This is a genomic window from Pseudonocardia kujensis, assembly GCF_021283305.1.
GTDB lineage: Bacteria > Actinomycetota > Actinomycetes > Mycobacteriales > Pseudonocardiaceae > Pseudonocardia > Pseudonocardia kujensis.
Window position 1 is genome coordinate 11,602 of the sequence record NZ_JAJSOK010000012.1, and the last position, 17,176, is coordinate 28,777.

13 protein-coding genes and 1 pseudogene are annotated in these 17,176 nt (G+C 74.8%); 6 read left to right on the forward strand and 8 right to left on the reverse strand.

Going from position 1 to position 17,176, the window contains the following annotated elements; translation table 11 throughout:
• Window positions 1–64: 64 nt before the first annotated feature.
• A complete protein-coding gene (locus tag LWC35_RS11095; RefSeq protein ID WP_232869979.1) occupies window positions 65–2,062 on the forward strand; it encodes a S9 family peptidase in 1,998 nt (665 codons plus the stop codon).
• 20 nt (window positions 2,063–2,082) lie between these two features.
• On the opposite strand, the gene LWC35_RS11100 is transcribed toward LWC35_RS11095, so the two are convergent.
• The 4 genes from LWC35_RS11100 to LWC35_RS11115 all read right to left on the reverse strand — a co-directional run bounded on the left by LWC35_RS11100 (window position 2,083) and on the right by LWC35_RS11115 (window position 5,460).
• Window positions 2,083–2,901, reverse strand: coding sequence for an amino acid ABC transporter permease (locus LWC35_RS11100; protein ID WP_232870092.1), 819 nt, complete (start codon window positions 2,899–2,901; stop codon window positions 2,083–2,085).
• A gap of 172 nt (window positions 2,902–3,073) precedes the next feature.
• Window positions 3,074–3,721: an amino acid ABC transporter permease gene (locus tag LWC35_RS11105; RefSeq protein WP_232869980.1), complete on the reverse strand. Its 648-nt coding sequence runs from the start codon at window positions 3,719–3,721 to the stop codon at window positions 3,074–3,076.
• An 86-nt stretch (window positions 3,722–3,807) separates the two neighbouring features.
• Window positions 3,808–4,701: a glutamate ABC transporter substrate-binding protein gene (locus LWC35_RS11110; protein WP_232869981.1), complete on the reverse strand. Its 894-nt coding sequence runs from the start codon at window positions 4,699–4,701 to the stop codon at window positions 3,808–3,810.
• Window positions 4,702–4,731: 30 nt separating this feature from the next.
• Window positions 4,732–5,460: an amino acid ABC transporter ATP-binding protein gene (locus LWC35_RS11115; protein ID WP_232870093.1), complete on the reverse strand. Its 729-nt coding sequence runs from the start codon at window positions 5,458–5,460 to the stop codon at window positions 4,732–4,734.
• 125 nt (window positions 5,461–5,585) lie between these two features.
• On the opposite strand from LWC35_RS11115, the gene LWC35_RS11120 reads away from it, so the two are divergent.
• The 3 genes and pseudogenes from LWC35_RS11120 to LWC35_RS11130 form a co-directional block, all read left to right on the forward strand.
• The gene (locus LWC35_RS11120) at window positions 5,586–6,251 is read left to right on the forward strand and encodes a response regulator transcription factor (RefSeq protein WP_232869982.1); all 666 of its coding nucleotides are present in this window, start codon (window positions 5,586–5,588) and stop codon (window positions 6,249–6,251) included.
• A gap of 27 nt (window positions 6,252–6,278) precedes the next feature.
• On the forward strand, window positions 6,279–7,691 hold the full coding sequence (locus tag LWC35_RS11125) for a sensor histidine kinase (protein ID WP_232869983.1): 1,413 nt from the start codon (window positions 6,279–6,281) through the stop codon (window positions 7,689–7,691).
• 57 nt (window positions 7,692–7,748) lie between these two features.
• A pseudogene (locus LWC35_RS11130) lies at window positions 7,749–8,708 on the forward strand (AMP-binding protein); the annotation flags it as partial.
• 1,464 nt (window positions 8,709–10,172) lie between these two features.
• Here LWC35_RS11130 and LWC35_RS11135 read toward each other — a convergent pair.
• From LWC35_RS11135 to LWC35_RS11150, 4 genes are all read right to left on the reverse strand, one after another.
• The gene (locus LWC35_RS11135) at window positions 10,173–11,180 is read right to left on the reverse strand and encodes an ABC transporter ATP-binding protein (protein WP_232869984.1); all 1,008 of its coding nucleotides are present in this window, start codon (window positions 11,178–11,180) and stop codon (window positions 10,173–10,175) included.
• Window positions 11,177–12,718 (reverse strand): ABC transporter permease, encoded by a 1,542-nt coding sequence (locus LWC35_RS11140; protein WP_232869985.1) that lies wholly within the window; start codon window positions 12,716–12,718, stop codon window positions 11,177–11,179. The genes LWC35_RS11135 and LWC35_RS11140 overlap by 4 nt, the downstream gene beginning before the upstream one ends.
• Window positions 12,715–13,743, reverse strand: a complete 1,029-nt coding sequence (locus tag LWC35_RS11145) for an iron ABC transporter substrate-binding protein (RefSeq protein WP_232869986.1) — start codon at window positions 13,741–13,743, stop codon at window positions 12,715–12,717. Before LWC35_RS11145 ends, LWC35_RS11140 begins: the two co-directional genes overlap by 4 nt.
• Before the next feature lie 100 nt (window positions 13,744–13,843).
• Window positions 13,844–14,812, reverse strand: a complete 969-nt coding sequence (locus LWC35_RS11150) for a TAXI family TRAP transporter solute-binding subunit (protein WP_232869987.1) — start codon at window positions 14,810–14,812, stop codon at window positions 13,844–13,846.
• Between the two features lie 98 nt (window positions 14,813–14,910).
• Here LWC35_RS11150 and miaB point away from each other — a divergent pair, with 98 nt between their 5' ends.
• Together miaB and LWC35_RS11160 are read left to right on the forward strand one after the other, a co-directional pair.
• Window positions 14,911–16,398 carry a tRNA (N6-isopentenyl adenosine(37)-C2)-methylthiotransferase MiaB gene (gene miaB, locus LWC35_RS11155; protein WP_232869988.1) on the forward strand — a complete coding sequence of 496 codons (1,488 nt, stop codon included), beginning with the start codon at window positions 14,911–14,913 and terminating at the stop codon, window positions 16,396–16,398.
• Window positions 16,399–16,445: 47 nt separating this feature from the next.
• Window positions 16,446–16,976, forward strand: coding sequence for an Rv2732c family membrane protein (locus tag LWC35_RS11160; RefSeq protein WP_232869989.1), 531 nt, complete (start codon window positions 16,446–16,448; stop codon window positions 16,974–16,976).
• Window positions 16,977–17,176 lie beyond the last annotated feature (200 nt).

Sequence of the window (17,176 nt, forward strand, 5' to 3'; positions counted from 1 at the left end):
CACCCCCGCCCCGTTCGCCGCGGGTGATCGCGAACCGTGGGTGCCGGGCACTAGCGTGGTCGACGTGACCTCCGCGCCCGCCGCCTCGCCGACCCCGGGCCACGACGGCCCGCCCGCCGTCCTGCCCTTCGGCTCCTGGCCGACCCCGATCACGTCCGAGCTCGTCGTCGAGGCCTCGGTGCGGCTGTCGGGCGCGCGGACGGACGGCGACGCGGTGATCTGGGCGGAGTCGCGGCCCACCGAGGGCGGTCGCACCCAGCTGGTCCGTCGCGCCCCCGACGGGAGCACCACCGACCTGCTGCCCGAGGGGTTCGACGCGCGCACCGGCGTCCACGAGTACGGCGGCGGCGCCTGGTGGGTGCGGGACGGGGTCGTCTGGTTCGCCAACTGGACCGACCAGCGGCTGTACCGGCTCGCCCCCGGCGGCGCGCCGGAACCGCTCACCCCCGAGCCGGCCTTCCCGCGGGCCGACCGCTACGCGGACGGGTTCGTCACGCGGGACGGCGCCGCGATCCTGGCGATCCGCGAGCGTCACGCGCCGGAGGGCGGCGCCGCGGCGGTCCGCAACGAGATCGTCCGGCTGGCGGCGGACCGGCCGTCGGAGCCCGAGGTCCTGGTCACCGGGCCGGACTTCGTGACCAGCCCGCGCCTGTCGCCCGACGGCGTGCGCCTGGTGTGGATCCAGTGGGACCACCCGTCCATGCCGTGGGACGACACGGTCCTGATGGGGCGCAACCTCGAGACCGGCGACGAGGCGGTCATCGCCGGCGGGCCGGGGGAGTCGGTCTCCGAGCCGCGCTGGCAGGCCGACGGCTCGCTGTGGTTCCTCTCCGACCGCACCGGCTGGTGGAACCTCTACCGCTGGCTGCCCGGGCACGACATCGAGCCGGTCGTGGTGCTCGACGCCGAGATCGGCGTCCCCGGCTGGCAGCTCGGCACCGCGCGCTACGCCGTGCTGCCGGGCGGGCGGGTCGTGTTCGCACGCTGGAGCAAGGGCTACGACGGGTTGGCCGTCCGGGAGCCGGACGGGGAGTTCACCGAGCTCGACCTGCCCTTCTCGGCCGTCGCCTCGGTGGTGCCGTACGGGGTCGGGAGCGTGCTCGTCGTCGCCGGGACGCCCACCGAGGAGCCCGGAGTGCACGTCGTGAGCATCGACGGCGACCTGGAGGCGCTGCACGCGCCTCGCGAGCTCGGCGTCGACGACGGCTTCCTCTCCGTCCCCGAGTCGATCTCCTTCCCGTCGGTGGACGGCGAGGGGGCACCGCGGACCGCGCACGCGCTCTACTACCCACCGGCCAACCCCGACGTCGCCGCGCCGGAGGGTGCCCTGCCCCCGCTGCTCGTCGTGATCCACGGCGGGCCGACCGCCGCGGCCGTGCCGGTGCTGTCGGTGGGCGTGCAGTACTGGACCAGCCGCGGGTTCGGCGTGGTCGACGTCAACTACGGCGGCTCCACCGGCTTCGGCCGCGCCTACCGGGAGCAGCTCAAGGGCGCGTGGGGGATCGTCGACGTCGCGGACTGCCTGGCCGCCGCGCGGTACCTCGCCGCGACGGGGCGGGTCGACGGCGACCGGCTGGCGATCCGCGGCGGCTCGGCCGGCGGGTACACCACCCTTGCCGCGCTCGCCCGCGAGGACACCCCCTTCTCCGCGGGGGCGGACCATTTCGGCGTCGCCGACCTGGAGGCGCTTGCGGCGGACACGCACAAGTTCGAGAGCCGCTACCTCGACGGGCTGGTGGGGCCGTACCCCGCGGCCCGGGAGGTGTACGTGGAGCGCTCGCCGATCCGGCACGTCGAGCTGTTCCACACCCCGCTGATCGTGCTGCAGGGCGCGGAGGACGCGATCGTCCCGCCGAACCAGTCGGAGGCGATCGTCGACGCCCTCCGCGCGCGCCACGTGCCCGTGGCCTACCTGCTGTTCCCGGGGGAGCAGCACGGCTTCCGGCGCTCGGAGAACATCCGCCGCGCCCTCGACGCCGAGCTGAGCTTCTACGCGCAGGTGTTCGGCTTCCCGCTGCCCGAGGCCGAGGGGATCGAGCCGGTGCGGGTGGAGAACCTCTGACGGGTCCTGACGCGGCGGCCTCACAGTGTCGCCGCGTACTCCTCCTCGCGCTCCGCCTCGTCGGCCGCCGCCGCACCGCCCCGCGGGCTCCTGCGCAGCCGCTTCTCCAGCAGCTTGGACAGCCCCGACAGGATCAGGCACATCGCGATGTAGATGACCGCGACCACCATCGCGACCTGCAGGATCGGGGCCCCGAGCTGGCCCTGGCTGCCGAGGAAGCGCGCCTGGTAGAGCAGCTCCTGGTACAGGATGATGAAGCCGAGCGCGGTGTCCTTGAGGACCACGACGAGCTGGCTGAGGATCGTCGGCAGCATCGCGCGCAGCGCCTGCGGCAGCAGCACGTTCGTCATGACCTGCGTCTTGCGCATGCCCAGCGCGTAGGCCGCCTCCGACTGCCCGCGCGGCAGCGCGCGCACGCCCGCCCGGAACACCTCGGCGAGCACCGAGCCGTTGTAGAGCATCAGGCCGAGCACCACGGCCCAGTAGGCCGAGATGTTCACGCCGAGACCGCGCGAGACGCCGAAGAACAGGATGAAGATCAGCACCAGCAGCGGGACGGCGCGGAAGAACTCCACGATCGTCGTCGAGAGCCGGCTGACCCACCGGTGGTCGGACATCCGGCCGGCCGCGAAGACCGCCCCGAACAGCAGTGACAGCACCGCGGCCGCGGCGAACGCCTTCAGCGTGTTCCCCAGCGCGCCGAGCAGCAGGTACTGGATGTTGACGTAGGTGATCCAGCTCCACAGGCGCGCGTCGAACTGCCCGGTGACCGCGAAGCGGTAGACCACGAACCCGATGATCCCCAGCACGACGACGGTGCCGACGACGCCGAGCAGCATGTTGCGGGCCCGGGCCCGGGGCCCGGGGATGTCGTAGAGGACGGCGGCGGTCACGAGGCGCTCCCGGTGTGCGGCGCGGACGGGGCGGGGCGGGGTCGGCTCATCGCGCGGGGACGCGGCGCGCTCGTCGCGCGGGGTCGCGGCGCGCTCGTCGCGCTGGGTCGACGCGCGCTCATCGCGCGGTGCTCCAGCGCCGGTCCAGGTTCCGCTGCAGCAGCGTCAGCGGCACGACCAGGATGAGGAAGCCGACGGCGACCCACAGCAGGCCGACGAAGACGTTGGCACCGCGCTCCGACAGCGCCTGGTAGATCCCGCCGGCCTCGGTGACCGAGAAGCCCGCGGCGATCGTGGTGTTCTTGAGCAGCGCGATCTGGATGTTGGCCAGCGGCGGGACGACGTTGCGCACCGCCTGCGGCAGCACGACCTGCGACAGCGTCTGGTTGAAGGTGAAGCCCAGGGCGCGGGAGGCCTCGGCCTGCCCGACCGGCACCGTGTTGACGCCGGACCGGATGACCTCGCAGACGAAGGCGGCCGTGTAGAGGATCAGGCCGATGCAGGCGCGGGTGAAGTAGGAGAGGTCGTAGATCTCCAGCCTCGGGTACGCGAAGGCGAAGAAGAAGATCACCAGCGTGAGCGGGGTGTTGCGCAGGATGTTGACGTACACCGTGCCGAACGCCCGCAGGATCGGCACGGGACTGACGCGCATCGCCGCCAGGATCGCCCCGAGGATCAGCGAGCCGATCGCCGACACGACGAACAGCTCGATGGTGCCGAGGAAGCCCCGGGCGTAGAGGTCGATGTTGTCCAGCAGGACGTTCACGGGGCCCACCCCTTTCCGGCGGAGCTCTCGGACGGAAGCCGCCGGCCGGGGCGGGCCTGGTCAGGTCCCGCCCCGGCCGGATCGGGTCAGTACCGCTGCAGCGCGGGCGGCGAGGCCGGCGAGCCGGACTTGCCGAGGGTGTTGTCGTAGATCTTCTGCCAGGTGCCGTCGTCGTAGGCGGTCTGCAGGATGTCGTTGATCTTGTTGCGCAGGGCGGCGTCGTCGTGGTTCAGCCCGATGCCGTACGGCTCGGTCGAGAAGGTCTCACCGACGACCTTGAGCTTGTCGGGCTGCTGCGCGGCGTAGCCCTTGAGGATCGCGTCGTCCGTGGTGACGGCGTCGACCTGCTTGGACAGCAGCTGGTCCACGCACTGCGTGTAGGTCTGGAACTCGACGATGTTCTCCGGCTCGGTCAGGCCCTGGTCCCGGACCCGCTGGATCGGCGTCGAGCCGGTCACCGAGCAGACCTTCTTGCCCTTGAGGGTGTCCTTGCCGGTGATCGCGGTCTCGTCGGCGCGGACGAGCAGGCCCTGCCCGGCGACGAAGTACGGGCCGGCGAACGACACGCGCTTCTTGCGGGCGTCGTTGATCGTGTAGGTGCCGACGTAGTAGTCGACCTCGCCGCGGGAGATCGCGTCCTCGCGGGCCGCGGACGGCACCGTCTTGTAGTCGATCTTGTCCGTGCCGAAGCCGAGCTTCGCGGCGACGAGCCGGGCGATCTCGATGTCGAAGCCGGAGTACTCGCCCGTGGTGGCGTCCTTGAAGCCCAGGCCGGGCTGGTCGTCCTTCACGCCGATGACGACGCGGCCACGCTGCTGCATGGCGGCGAACGTCGCCGAGTCGGGGACCTGGACTCCTGCCGCCGGGGCCTCGGAGACCACGGGACCGCCGGAGGAGCCGCCGGGGCTCCCCGACTGTCCGCAGGCGGTCAGGGTGAGGGCGGCCGCGGCCAGCCCCACCACGAGGGCACGCAACTTCATCGGAACTCCTGTCGTTCGAGGGGAGCGGCGTCAGTGGGTGAGGATCTTCCCGAGGAAGTCCTTGGCGCGGTCGCTCGACGGGTTGGTGAAGAAGTCGTCGGGGGTGGAGTCCTCGACGATCTCGCCGTCGGCCATGAAGACCACGCGGTGCGCGGCGCGGCGGGCGAAGCCCATCTCGTGGGTGACCACGAGCATCGTCATGCCGTCCTTGGCGAGACCGGTCATGACGTCGAGGACCTCCTGGACCATCTCGGGGTCCAGCGCGGAGGTCGGCTCGTCGAACAGCATGACCTTCGGGTCCATCGCGAGCGCGCGGGCGATCGCCACGCGCTGCTGCTGGCCGCCGGAGAGCTGCGCCGGGTACTTGTCCTTCTGGTTCGCGATGCCGACGCGCTCGAGCAGCCGGACCGCGTTCTTCTCGGCGGCCGCCTTGTCCTGCTTGCGCACCTTCAGCGGCGCGAGCATGACGTTCTCGAGCACGGTCTTGTGCGCGAACAGGTTGAAGCTCTGGAACACCATCCCGACGTCGGCCCGCAGGCCGGCGAGCGCCTTGCCCTCGGCGGGCAGCGCGCGGCCGTCGAGCTCGATGGTGCCGGAGTCGACCGGCTCCAGCCGGTTGATCGTGCGGCACAGTGTGGACTTGCCGGAGCCCGAGGGGCCCAGCACGACCACCACCTGACCGCGCTCGACCTCCAGGTTGATGTCCTTGAGCACGTGCAGCTCGCCGAAGTGCTTGTCCACCGCGGCCATGCGGATCATGGGGGTGTCGGTCACGGTCGGCCTCCAGGCATGGCGGGACGCTAGGACGATTCGGACAGGCGAGTCCACCACCTTGGGCAACCTTTAGGGTCTCTATCCAGTAACGACCCTCGGAGGGGAACCGCGTGCACATTCTGCTCGTGGAGGACGATGATCGCGTGGCGGCGGCGCTGCGCCCCGCCCTGCACCGGCACGGGATGACCACCACGCGGCTCGAACGCGGCCGTGGGGCGGTCGACCACCTGGCCGGTGTCGACGTCGTTCTCCTCGACCTCGGCCTGCCCGACGCCGACGGGGTCGACGTCTGCCGGGCGATCCGGCAGGCGAGTGACGTCCCCGTCATCGTGGTGACTGCACGGGGGGACGTCGAGGACAGGATCGTCGGCCTGCACTCCGGCGCCGACGACTACGTGGTCAAGCCCTACGACGTCGGCGAGCTGGTGGCGCGGATCCACGCCGTGCAGCGCCGCCGCGGCCCGAGCGAGGCCGAGCCCGCCGACCGGGTCGTCACGACGGACGACGGCGTGGCGATCGACCTCGGCCGGCACACCGTGACCGTCGACGGCACCGAGGTCACGTTGACCCGCAAGGAGTTCCAGGTGCTCGCGCTGCTCGCGGCCGCGCGCGGCACCGTCTGCACCCGCACCCGGATCGTCGCCGAGGTGTGGGGGCGGAGCTGGCCGGGCGCGAACCGGACCCTCGACGTGCACGTGGCGACCCTGCGCACCAAGCTCGGCCGGCCCGAGCTGGTCCAGACGGTGCGCGGCGTCGGGTACCGGCTCGGCGGCTGAGCGGGCCGGGGAGCGGGGGGCCGAGACGTGCGCACCCGGCTGCTCGTCATCGTCTGCGTGCTGGTCGGGCTGCTGGCGCTGGGGCTCGGCGTGCCGCTGGCCGTGTCGAACTCGCGCGCGGCGCAGCAGGAGCTGTTCATCGACCGGCTCACCGACACCATCTACTTCGCCTCGCGCGCGCAGCGCCCGATCACCGAGGACAGCGCGACCGGGCTGGCCGAGGAGCTCGCCCGCTACGACGAGGTCTACGGCGTGGCGGTCACCGTCGTCGACCGGGCCGGGCGGGTCGTCGCGGCCTCCCGGGCGGTGCCGCCGGTCCTCGATGCCGACGGCCAGCAGCGCGTCCAGGTCGCCCTGGCCAGCCGCCGCTCGGCCGCCCCGCCGCTGATCATGCCGTGGGACACCCGCCCGCTGGTGCTGGCCGAACCCGTCCTGGTCGACGGCGAGGTGCGCGGCGCGGCGGTCACGGTGTCCCCGACGGACGCCCTGCGCGCCGCCGAGATCCGGGTCTGGTCGCTGGTCGCGGCGCTGGTGCTGGCGGCGCTCGGGCTCGGTGTGCTGGTCGCGGTGCCGGTGACCCGGTGGATCCTGCGGCCGGTGCGCCGCCTCGACGAGGGCACCGGGCGCGTGACCCGCGCGGTGCTGGCCGGGCGGCCCGCCGCACCGGTGTCCGACGGGTCCGGCCCGCCCGAGCTGCGCCGGCTCACCCTGTCCTTCGACCGCATGGCGGAGTCGGTCGGCCAGGCGCTGTCCACCCAGCGCGCCTTCGTCGCGGACGCGAGTCACCAGCTGCGCAACCCGCTGACCGCGCTGCGCCTGCGGCTGTCCAACCTCGACGGACACGTCGGACGTGAGGCGGCGGAGGAGCACGTCGCCGCGCTGGAGGAGGCCGAGCGGCTCTCCGGGGTGCTCGACGGGCTGCTGGCCCTGGCCCGCGCCGAACGCGACGCCGGGGTCGACCGGGAGGCGGACACCCCGGTCGACGCGGCCGTCGAGGACCGGCTCGACGCCTGGCGCCCGCTCGCCGAGCACACCGGGCTGCGGCTGCTGCGCGGGGGCGTGCGCGGGCTGCGGGTGCGGATGGCGCCCGGCGGCATCGAGACCGTGCTCGACGCGCTGCTCGACAACGCCGTCAAGTTCACCCCGCCCGGCGGCACGGTCACCGTCACGGTGCGGCCCGTGCGCGGCGCGGACCCGCCCCTGGTCGACGTCGCGGTGCTGGACACCGGCCCCGGGATCCCGCCGGAGGAGCTCGAGCGGGCGACCGACCGGTTCTGGCGCTCGCCCGGCCAGAACAACGTCGACGGCTCCGGCCTGGGGCTCGCGATCGCCGCGCGGACCGTCGAGCTCGCAGGCGGGTCGCTCGTGCTGGAGCTGCCGCCGAACGGCGGGCTGAGGGTGGCCGCGCGGCTGCGGCGGGTCCTTCCGCCTGCGCTGTGACGAGGTCCGTCCGTCCGGTGTATTGCCAAGGGCAGGCTCACCACATCTGATGGAAGTATGACCGAAACGCCGGGGTTCGCCCGGGCCCTCGCGCGCCACGGCGGGCGCCCGGCCCTGCTCGTGCCCGGCGGGGAGTGCCTGAGCTACCGGGAGCTGGCGGCGCGGGCCGACGCCCGGGCCGCCGAGCTCGGGACCGGACGCCGGCTCGTCGCGGTGGTGGCCGGCCCCGGCGTCGAGCCGGTCGTCACCTACCTGGCGGCGCTGCGGACCGGTCACGTGCCGCTGCTGGTCGGCGACGACCCCGCGCGCTCCGAGCCGCTGCTCGCGGCGCACGACCCCGCCGTCGTCGTGCGGCCGGAAGGCGACGGCGTGCGGATCGAGGAGCGCGGGACGGGCCCGGAGCTGCACCCGGACCTCGCCCTGCTGCTGCCCACCTCGGGCACCACCGGCTCGCCGAAGCTCGTCCGGTTGTCCGCGCGCAACCTCGCGGCCAACGCCGAATCGATCGCCGGGTACCTGCCGATCCGGCCGGACGACCGGGCGCCGCTCACCCTGCCGCTGCAGTACTGCTACGGGCTCTCGGTCGTCAACAGCAACCTCGCGCGCGGCGCAGCGGTGGTGCTGCCGAGCCGATCGGTCGCCGAACCCGCGTTCTGGACCGAGTTCGCAGAGCTCGGCCTGACCAGCCTGCACGGCGTCCCGTACACGTTCGACCTGCTCGACGCGACGGGCTTCGCCGACCGCCCGCTCCCGTCGCTGCGGTACGTCACGCAGGCCGGCGGGCGGTGGGACCCGGCAGCGGTCGAGCGGTACGCGGCGCTCGGGGCGGAGCGCGGGTGGTCGCTCTACGTCATGTACGGGCAGACCGAGGCCACGGCCCGGATGGCCTACCTTCCGCCGGAGCGGGCGGCGACGGCGCCCTCGGCAGTGGGTGTGGCCGTGCCCGGGGGCACGCTCAGCATCGAGCGGCCGGGCCCGGACGGCGTCGGCGACCTGGTCTACCGCGGCGAGAACGTCATGCTCGGCTATGCGCGCAGCGGCGCCGACCTCGCCCTCGGCCGGACCGTCGATCGGCTCGAGACGGGCGACCGTGCCCGGCTGCGGCCCGACGGCCTGCTCGAGATCACCGGGCGCGCGGCGCGGTTCGTCAAGCCGTTCGGGCTGCGGGTCGACCTCGACGAGGTCGAGCGGATCCTCGCGGCGGCGGCCGTGGCGGGCGCGGCGACCGGCGACGACACCGGCCTGGCCGTCGCGGTGGTCCGCGGCGGCGACGCGACGGCAGTGGCCGACCTGCTCGCGCAGCGGCTCGGGCTGCCGCCGACCGCCGTCCGGGTCACCGAGGTCGACGCGCTCCCTCGGCTGCCCAACGGCAAGGTCGACCTCGCCGCGGTCGCCGCCGCGGCCGCCCCGAAGCAGGCGTCCGAGGGCACCGATCCGGTACGCCGGGCCTTCGCGGCGGTCTTCCCGGGCCGCACGATCGCCGACGGGGACACCTTCGTCGGGCTCGGTGGCGACTCGCTGCGGTACGTCCAGACGGCGCTGCGGCTGCAACGCGCGGTCGGTGCGCTGCCCCCGGACTGGCCGGAGCGCACGGTGGCGGACCTCGTCGCGCTCGCCGCGCCCGGTCGCGCGTCGCGGCGGTGGCTGCCGGTGGAGACCCCGGTCGTCCTGCGGGCGGTGGCGATCGTGCTGATCGTGGGCTCGCACGTGGGGCTGTTCCGGCTGCTGGGCGGCTCGCACGTGCTGCTGGCCGCGGCGGGGTGGGCGTTCGCGCGGTTCGCCCTGGCCCCGCCCCGGCCGTCGCGGACGATCCTGCGCACCGCCGGCCGGATCGCCGGACCGAGCGCGCTGTGGGTGGCCTGGCGCGCGACCGTCGCCGACGACGTCGACTGGTACAACACGCTGCTGCTCAACTACGTGGTCGACCCGGAGGCGTGGGGGTACTGGTTCGTCGAGACGCTGCCGCAGATCCTGCTGCTGATGGCGCTGCTGTTCGCGGTCCCCGCGGTACGGACGCTCGACCGGAGCCGGCCGTTCGCCCTGCCCGCGGCCGTGTACCTCGCCGGGTTGCTCGGCCGGTTCGTCGACGACGGCGCCAACGCCTTCTCCCTGCGCCAGATGAGCGTGCACACCGTGATCTGGCTGTTCGCGCTGGGCTGGGCCGCGCAGCGTGCCGCGACCGTGCGGCAGCGCGCCGCGGTGCTCGCCGGGCTCGCGGTCGCCGTGCCGATGATGTTCGCCCACGAGCCGCACCGGGCGGCCGTGGTGGCCGTCGGCACGGCGCTGCTGCTGGTGCCGACGCTGCCGGTGCCGCGGCCGCTCGTGCGGCTGTGCGGACTGCTCGCCGGAGCGTCGCTGGCGATCTACCTGACCCACTACGCGGTCATGACGGCGGTGACCGGGCTGCCGACGGCGCTCGTCGTGCTCGCCTGCCTGGTCGTCGGCGTCGTCGTGCAGGAGGCCCTCGGTCGGGCGGCCGCGTCAGTCCGGGTAGAAGCGCACCGGTCCGCGGACCTGCAGGCTCACCTCGCTGCCCGGCTCCGGGGTCTCCGGTTCGGCCGTGCGGCAGCGCAGCGTGGTGCCGCCGAGCTCGACGAGCACGGTGGCGTCGTGCCCGTGGAAGATCACCTCCCGGACGCGCGCCGGCCCGCCGGGGCGTAGCCGCAGCTGCTCGGGCCGGACCAGGAGCCGGCCGGGGCCGTCCGCGGCCGCCACCGGCAGCGCGCCCAGCACCGTCTCCGCGCAGCCGGCACGGGCGACCGCCGGCAGGACCACCGCCTCGCCGACGAAGGTGCCCACGCCGACGTCGGCCGGCGTGCCGTAGATCTCCCGCGGCGGGGCGACCTGCACGATCCGGCCGTCGCGCAGCAGCGCGACGAGGTCGGCGACGCCGAGCGCCTCCTGCTGGTCGTGCGTGACCAGGACCGCGGTGGTGCCGGCGGCCCGCAGCGCGGCGCGGACCTGCTCGCGGACCTCGGCCCGCAGCCCGGCGTCGAGGGCGCTGAAGGGCTCGTCGAGCAGCACCAGGGCGGGGTCCGGGGCGAGGGCCCGGGCCAGCGCGACCCGCTGCTGTTGGCCCCCGGAGAGCTCCTGCGGCATGCGGTCGGCGAGGTCGGCGAGCCCGACCAGGTCCAGCAGCTCGCGCACCCGGGGGCCGCGGCGGGCGGCCCGGTCGAGCCCGAACCCGACGTTCGCGGCCACCGACAGGTGCGCGAACAGCGACCCGTCCTGGGGGACCAGTCCGACGCGACGGCGCTCCGGCGGAACCTCGACGCCCGGCCCGGCGACGACGCGGTCCCCGAGCCGGATCTCGCCGGCGTCGAGCGGGTGGAAGCCGGCCACACAGCGCAGCAGGGTCGTCTTGCCGCTGCCGGAGCCGCCGAGCACCGCCACCAGCGCGCCCGCGGGGACCGCCAGGTCCACCCCGTGCAGGACCCGCACGCCGGGATGGCCCGCGTGCACGCCCGCGACCGCGAGCCCGGCGCTCACCGGTGCACCGCCCGGTCGAGCAGCGCCGCCGCGACCGCCGAGACCAGCACGAGCACCACGGCGTACGGCGCCGCGGCCGCGAACGCGCCCGCCCCGGTGTGGCTCCACAGCTGCACCGCGAGGGTGTCCGTGCCGGTCGGCCGCAGCATCAGGGTCACCGGCAGCTCCTTGACCACGGTGAGGAACACGAGCGCCGCGCCGGCGACCGTGCCGGGCAGCGCCCGGGGGAGGGTGACGCGCGCGAACGCCGTTGCGCGGCCGCAGCCGAGCGAGCGGGCGACCTCCTCGTGACCCACGGGCGCGGCCGCGACCGCGGTCCGGACGGCGCCGACCGCCAGTGGGAGGAACAGCACGGCGTACCCGACGACGAGCAGCGGCAGTTCCTGGTAGATCTCCGGGACCAGCCGGATCCCGACGAAGACCAGGGCGAGCCCGACCGTCACGCCGGGCAGCGCGTGCCCGGCGTAGGCCGCGGTCTCGACGGCGGTGACCATGCGGCCGCGGTGCCGGGCGGCGAGGATCCCCACCGGCAGCGCGAGCAGGGTGGTCAGGGCCGCGCCGAGCCCGGCGACCTGCAGGGTCGCCCCCGCGGCGCTCCCGAGCGCGGGCCAGTCGACCCCGGCCGACGTGCCCGCCACGGTCCAGCGCAGCAGGCTCACCGCGGGCACCCCGAGCGCCGCGGCGGCGACGGCCACCACCGCCAGCAGCGCGACCGGCCGCCAGGCGCCCAGTCGCACCGGCACCGGCGGGCGCGGGGTGCCGCGGCCGACCCAGCCGGCGGCGCGACCGCGGGCGCGGAACTCACCCCAGGTCAACAGCGCGGCGAGGACCACGAGGACGCAGCCGAGCACCGCCGCGGGCGTGCGGTCGAAGGTGGCCCGGTAGCTCGTGTAGATGCCGAGCGTGAAGGTCTCGTAGCGCATCAGCGAGACCGCGCCGAAGTCGCTGAGCACGTAGAGCGCGACGAGCAGCCCGGCCGCCGCCGCCGTCGGGCGGACCCGGCGCAGCGTGACCGCCAGCAGGACCCGGCCCGGGCCGCGGCCGAGCGAGCGGGCGACCTCCTCCAGGCCGCCGTCGGACACGAGCAGCGCGGCCGCGACCGGCAGCAGCACGTACGGGTAGCTGACCAGGGTGAGCACCAGGAACGCGCCGGGGAAGCCCGCCAGCCCGGGCCACTCCGCGATCCACGTGAATCCGGCGACGTACGACGGGACGGCCAGCGGCAGCGCCAGGACCGCGGCCCACACCCGGCGGCCGGGCAGGTCGGTGCGGGCCACCAGCCAGGCCAGCCCGCAGCCGAGGACGAGGCAGGCCGCCGTGACCGAGCCCGCGAGCAGCACGCTGCGGGTCAGCAGCTCGCCGGTCCGCGGCCGGGCCAGGATCCCGGCAACCGTGCCGGGACCCGCCTCCAGGGCACGGACGCCGAGATAGAGCAGCGGGACGCAGGCCAGTACGCCGGTGACCGCGGCGCCGGCGAGCAGGGCCCGGGGCGCGGCCCCCGCCCGGGGGGCGGACCGCGTCGGCGGGGGCGCGGTCACGCCAGACCGGTCTCCTGCAGCAGCGTCAGCGACTGCTGCAGCGACGCGAGATCGGACAGGTCGATGTCCGGCGGCTGCAGCTGGTCGAGCGGCCGCAGCGTGTGCCGGGCGGACGTGACCCCCGCGCGGACCGGGTACTCGGCCGTCTCGTCGGCGAAGTACTGCTGGGCCTCGGGGGAGACCAGGAACTCGACGGCGCGACGGGCCATCTCCTGCTGCGCGGTCCCGGCGACCACCCCGGCGCCGGCCACGTTGACCAGGCCGAGCGGGTCCCCGCCCGGGACGTAGTGGACACGGGCCGGGACGGCCTGCTCGCCCACCTCGGCCACGCGCTCGTACCAGTAGTAGTGGTTGGACAGACCGAGGGCGATCTGCCCGGCGTTCACGGCGTCGAGGATCTGGATGTTGTTGTCGAACCGGACCGGCTGGTTCGCCGCGAAGGCCTGCAGCCAGGCCCGGGCACCCTCCTCGCCGCGCAGCACCCGGACCCCTGTCACGAAGGCCTGCCAGGAGGCGTTGGTCGGGGCGTAGCCGATCTTCCCGCGCCACCGCGGGTCGGTCACGTCGTCGAGCGTGGCGGGGAGGTCCGCCTCGGGGACCTGCCGCGGGTCGTAGAACAGCACGCGGGAGCGGGCCGAGGTCGCGACCCAGCTGCCGTCGTCCGCGCGGTAGGCCGCCGGGACGGCGTCGAGGGCCGCGGGCGGCAGCGGCTCCAGGCGGTTCGCGTCGTCGAGCGCGCCGAGGGCGCCCGCGTCCTGGGAGAAGAACACGTCCGCCTCGGTGCCGGCGCCCTCCTCCAGCAGCTGGGCGGCGAGCTCGGCGCTCCCGCCGTAGCGCACCTCGACGGTCCCGCCGACCCGCTCCTCCAGCTTGTCGAGCAGCCCGCCCACGAGCTGCTCGTTGCGGCCCGAGTAGATCGTCAGGTCCGGGGAGCTCCCGCAGGCGGTCAGCGGGGCGACGACGACGACCGCGGCGAGTGCGGCGACGGCGACTCGGACGCAGCGGGGAACGCGGGGGCGCGGCACGGGCGGCTCCTCTGTCGGCGGGCGGTGCCGCCCGGGTGAAAGGGAGCATAGCCTTGTTTGGGACGAACTTTGCCTTCCCTTTACGGGCTGGTTGCCGACGTCACGCGCCCTTGGCGTCGCGGTAGAAGCGCTCGGCGCCGGGGTGGAGCGGGACGGGTTGGGTGCCGATCGCCGCGCGGGCGTCGATGGTCAGGGCGGCCGGGCTCGTCGCGGCGAGCCGGGCCTGCTCGGCGAAGATCGTCCCGACGAGGGCGCCGGCGAGGTCGTCGTCGAGCGAGGCGGGGACCAGGAGCAGGTTCCGCACGAGCAGGGTGGCCACCGGCTCGCCGATGTCGTACGCGGAGGCCGGCACCGTGCCCGAGGAGTACACGGGATAGCGCGCCCGGACCGCCTCGAGCACGTCGGTCAGATCCAGCAACCGGATCGGGGTGGTCGCGGCGAGGTCCGAGACGCCCGCCGTCGGCACGCCGCCGAACCAGAAGAAGGCCTCGATCGTCCCGTCTCGCAGCGCCGCAGTGGAGTCCGACAGGCCGAGTTGGCGGGCGTCGACGTCGCGGTCCGGGTCCACGCCCGCGCTCTCCAGCAGCCGGCGGGACGCGGCGTAGTAGCCCGAGGTCGGCGGCCCGATCGACACCGCGCGTCCGCGCAGGTCCGCGACCCGCCGGGCGGGCGAGTCGCGGCGCACGACGACGTGCAGCGCGTCGTCGTAGATCCGGGCCAGGGCGCGCGGCGCCCGGGGATCGCCGGGGGCGAGGCCGGCCAGCCGTTCCGCGGCCGTGTCGACCTGGCTGAACACGACGTCGGCGGTGCCGCCCGCCAGGCGGTCGAGGTTGTCGACCGAGCCCGCCGTCGTGAGGACCGTCGGTGCGGCGGCGAGGCCGAGATGTTCGCGCCAGACCTCGGCGAGCGTGCCGGCGAGCCGGAAGTACACGCCCGAGGCCACGCCCGCGGCGATCGACAACCGGCGCCCGGAGAAGTCGGAGCCGCAGGCGCCCAGGCCGGGCAGCACGGCGAGGGCGGCGAGCACGCGCAGCACCGTCCGTCGGTCGAACCGGCCCGCGGGCTCCATCGCCGCATCGTGCCGGACCGGCGCCGGTGCTGTCGTCCCGGGCCGCTGCTGTCGTCCCCGGGGCCGGTGCGCCGGCCGGACAGGCATACCCTCGTGGCGTGACCCGCAGCTACACCATCCGCACCTACGGGTGCCAGATGAACGTGCACGACTCCGAGCGGATGGCCGGTCTGCTGGAGTCCGCGGGGTATGCGCGCGCCGAGGACCCGGCGCGGGCCGACGTCGTCGTGTTCAACACGTGCGCCGTCCGCGAGAACGCGGACAACAAGCTCTACGGCAACCTCGGCCACCTGCGCCCGGCCAAGACGGCCAACCCCGACATGCAGATCGCCGTCGGCGGCTGCCTCGCGCAGAAGGACCGGGACACGATCACGAAGAAGGCCCCGTGGGTCGACGTCGTGTTCGGCACGCACAACGTCGGGTCCCTGCCCGCGCTGCTCGAGCGCGCCCGGCACAACCGCGCGGCCGAGGTGGAGATCCTCGAGTCGCTCGAGGTCTTCCCGTCGACGCTGCCCGCGCGCCGCGAGTCCGCCTACGCCGGCTGGGTCTCGATCTCCGTGGGCTGCAACAACACCTGCACCTTCTGCATCGTCCCGTCCCTGCGCGGCAAGGAGCGCGACCGGCGGCCGGGGGACATCCTCGCCGAGGTGCAGGCGCTCGCCGCCGACGGCGTGCTCGAGGTGACCCTGCTGGGGCAGAACGTCAACGCCTACGGCTCGGAGTTCGGCGACCGCGGCGCGTTCGCGAAGCTGCTGCGTTCCTGTGGGACCGTCGAAGGGCTCGAGCGGGTGCGCTTCACCTCGCCGCACCCGCGGGACTTCACCTCGGACGTCATCGCCGCCATGGCCGAGACGCCCAACGTCTGCCCGCAGCTGCACATGCCGCTGCAGTCCGGCTCGGACCGCGTGCTGCGCGCGATGCGGCGGTCCTACCGCTCCGAGCGGTTCCTCGGGATCCTCGACGAGGTGCGGGCCTCGATCCCCGACGCCGCGGTGTCCACCGACATCATCGTCGGCTTCCCGGGCGAGACCGAGGAGGACTTCGCGCAGACCCTCGAGGTGGTGCGCCGCGCCCGGTTCGCGCAGGCCTTCACGTTCCAGTACTCGCAGCGCCCCGGCACCCCGGCGGCCGAGCTGCCCGACCAGCTGCCCAAGGCCGTCGTCCAGGAGCGGTACGAGCGGCTGGTGGCCCTGCAGGAGCAGATCTCCTGGGAGGAGAACCGCGCGCTCGAGGGCCGCGAGGTCGAGGTGCTCGTCAGCACCGGCGAGGGCCGCAAGGACGGCGCCACCCGACGGATGAGCGGGCGGGCCCGGGACGGCCGCCTGGTGCACTTCGCGCCGGGGCGGGACGGCATCCGGGCGGGGGACCTGGTCACCGTGCGGGTCGGCTACGGGGCGCCGCACCACCTCGTCGCCGACGACGGGGTGGTGGACCACCGCCGCACGCGCGCGGGCGACGCGCACGAGGCCGGGCAGCGTCCGGGTTCCTCGCCCGCCCGCCCGGCGCCCACCGGGCTGGGCCTGCCGGGCTTCGGGAAGCCTGCGGCCGAGCCGGTCGCGGTCGGGTGCGGGGCGCAGCAGTCGTGAGCGAGGGAGCGCGGGCGACCGCGCCCGAGGGACGGACGGAGCGGACGATGAGCGACGAGCGGGCCTCGGGCGGGGACCGGCAGGGACCGGGCGCCGGCCGGGCGCCGTGGGACCGGGAGGCCGATCCCCGGCTGTCGGCCCTGGAGACCGAGCTCGCCGGGGTGGCCCGGCGGGTGGAGCGGAAGATCGACCCGGGGGTGGCCGCGCTGGTCGCCGCGATCGGCACGCTCGCCGTCGTCGGGGCGCTGCTGCTGCCCTGGGTGGCCGGCGCCACGGGTTGGCAGCTGTTGGTCGGTGCGGAGTCGGCCGGCCCGCTGCCGCGGCTGTTCACCTTCACCGCCACCGCGTTCGGCCTGGTCACCTCGGCACTCGCGCTGACCACCCGCTACTGGGCCTTGGCCTGGGTCTCCGCGGTCGGCTGCGGGATCTCGCTGGTCAACGGCGTGTGGGCGGTGTGGAGCCGGCAGACCGTCGCGCCCGAGGGAGTGCAGGGCCCGGGCCCCGGCCTGATCCTCGCGGTGCTCGGGGTGGCGCTGCTGACCTTCACCTGGGCCCGCATCTCCCTCCAGCGCCGCTGAGCGAGCCGAGATCACGCTCCCGGCGGACGGAGCTCCGCAGACCGAGGCCGAGTCCGCCGAGATCGTGATCACGCCCGGCGAAGCGCCTGGCGAACCTCGCCGATCACAGCCTGAGGGCGGCGGGTCGGGTCGTGCCGGGTTCACGGCCCGCACGTAGCCGTCACACCGGAGAACGCTCCGACTGCGTCGCGAGCGCGAAG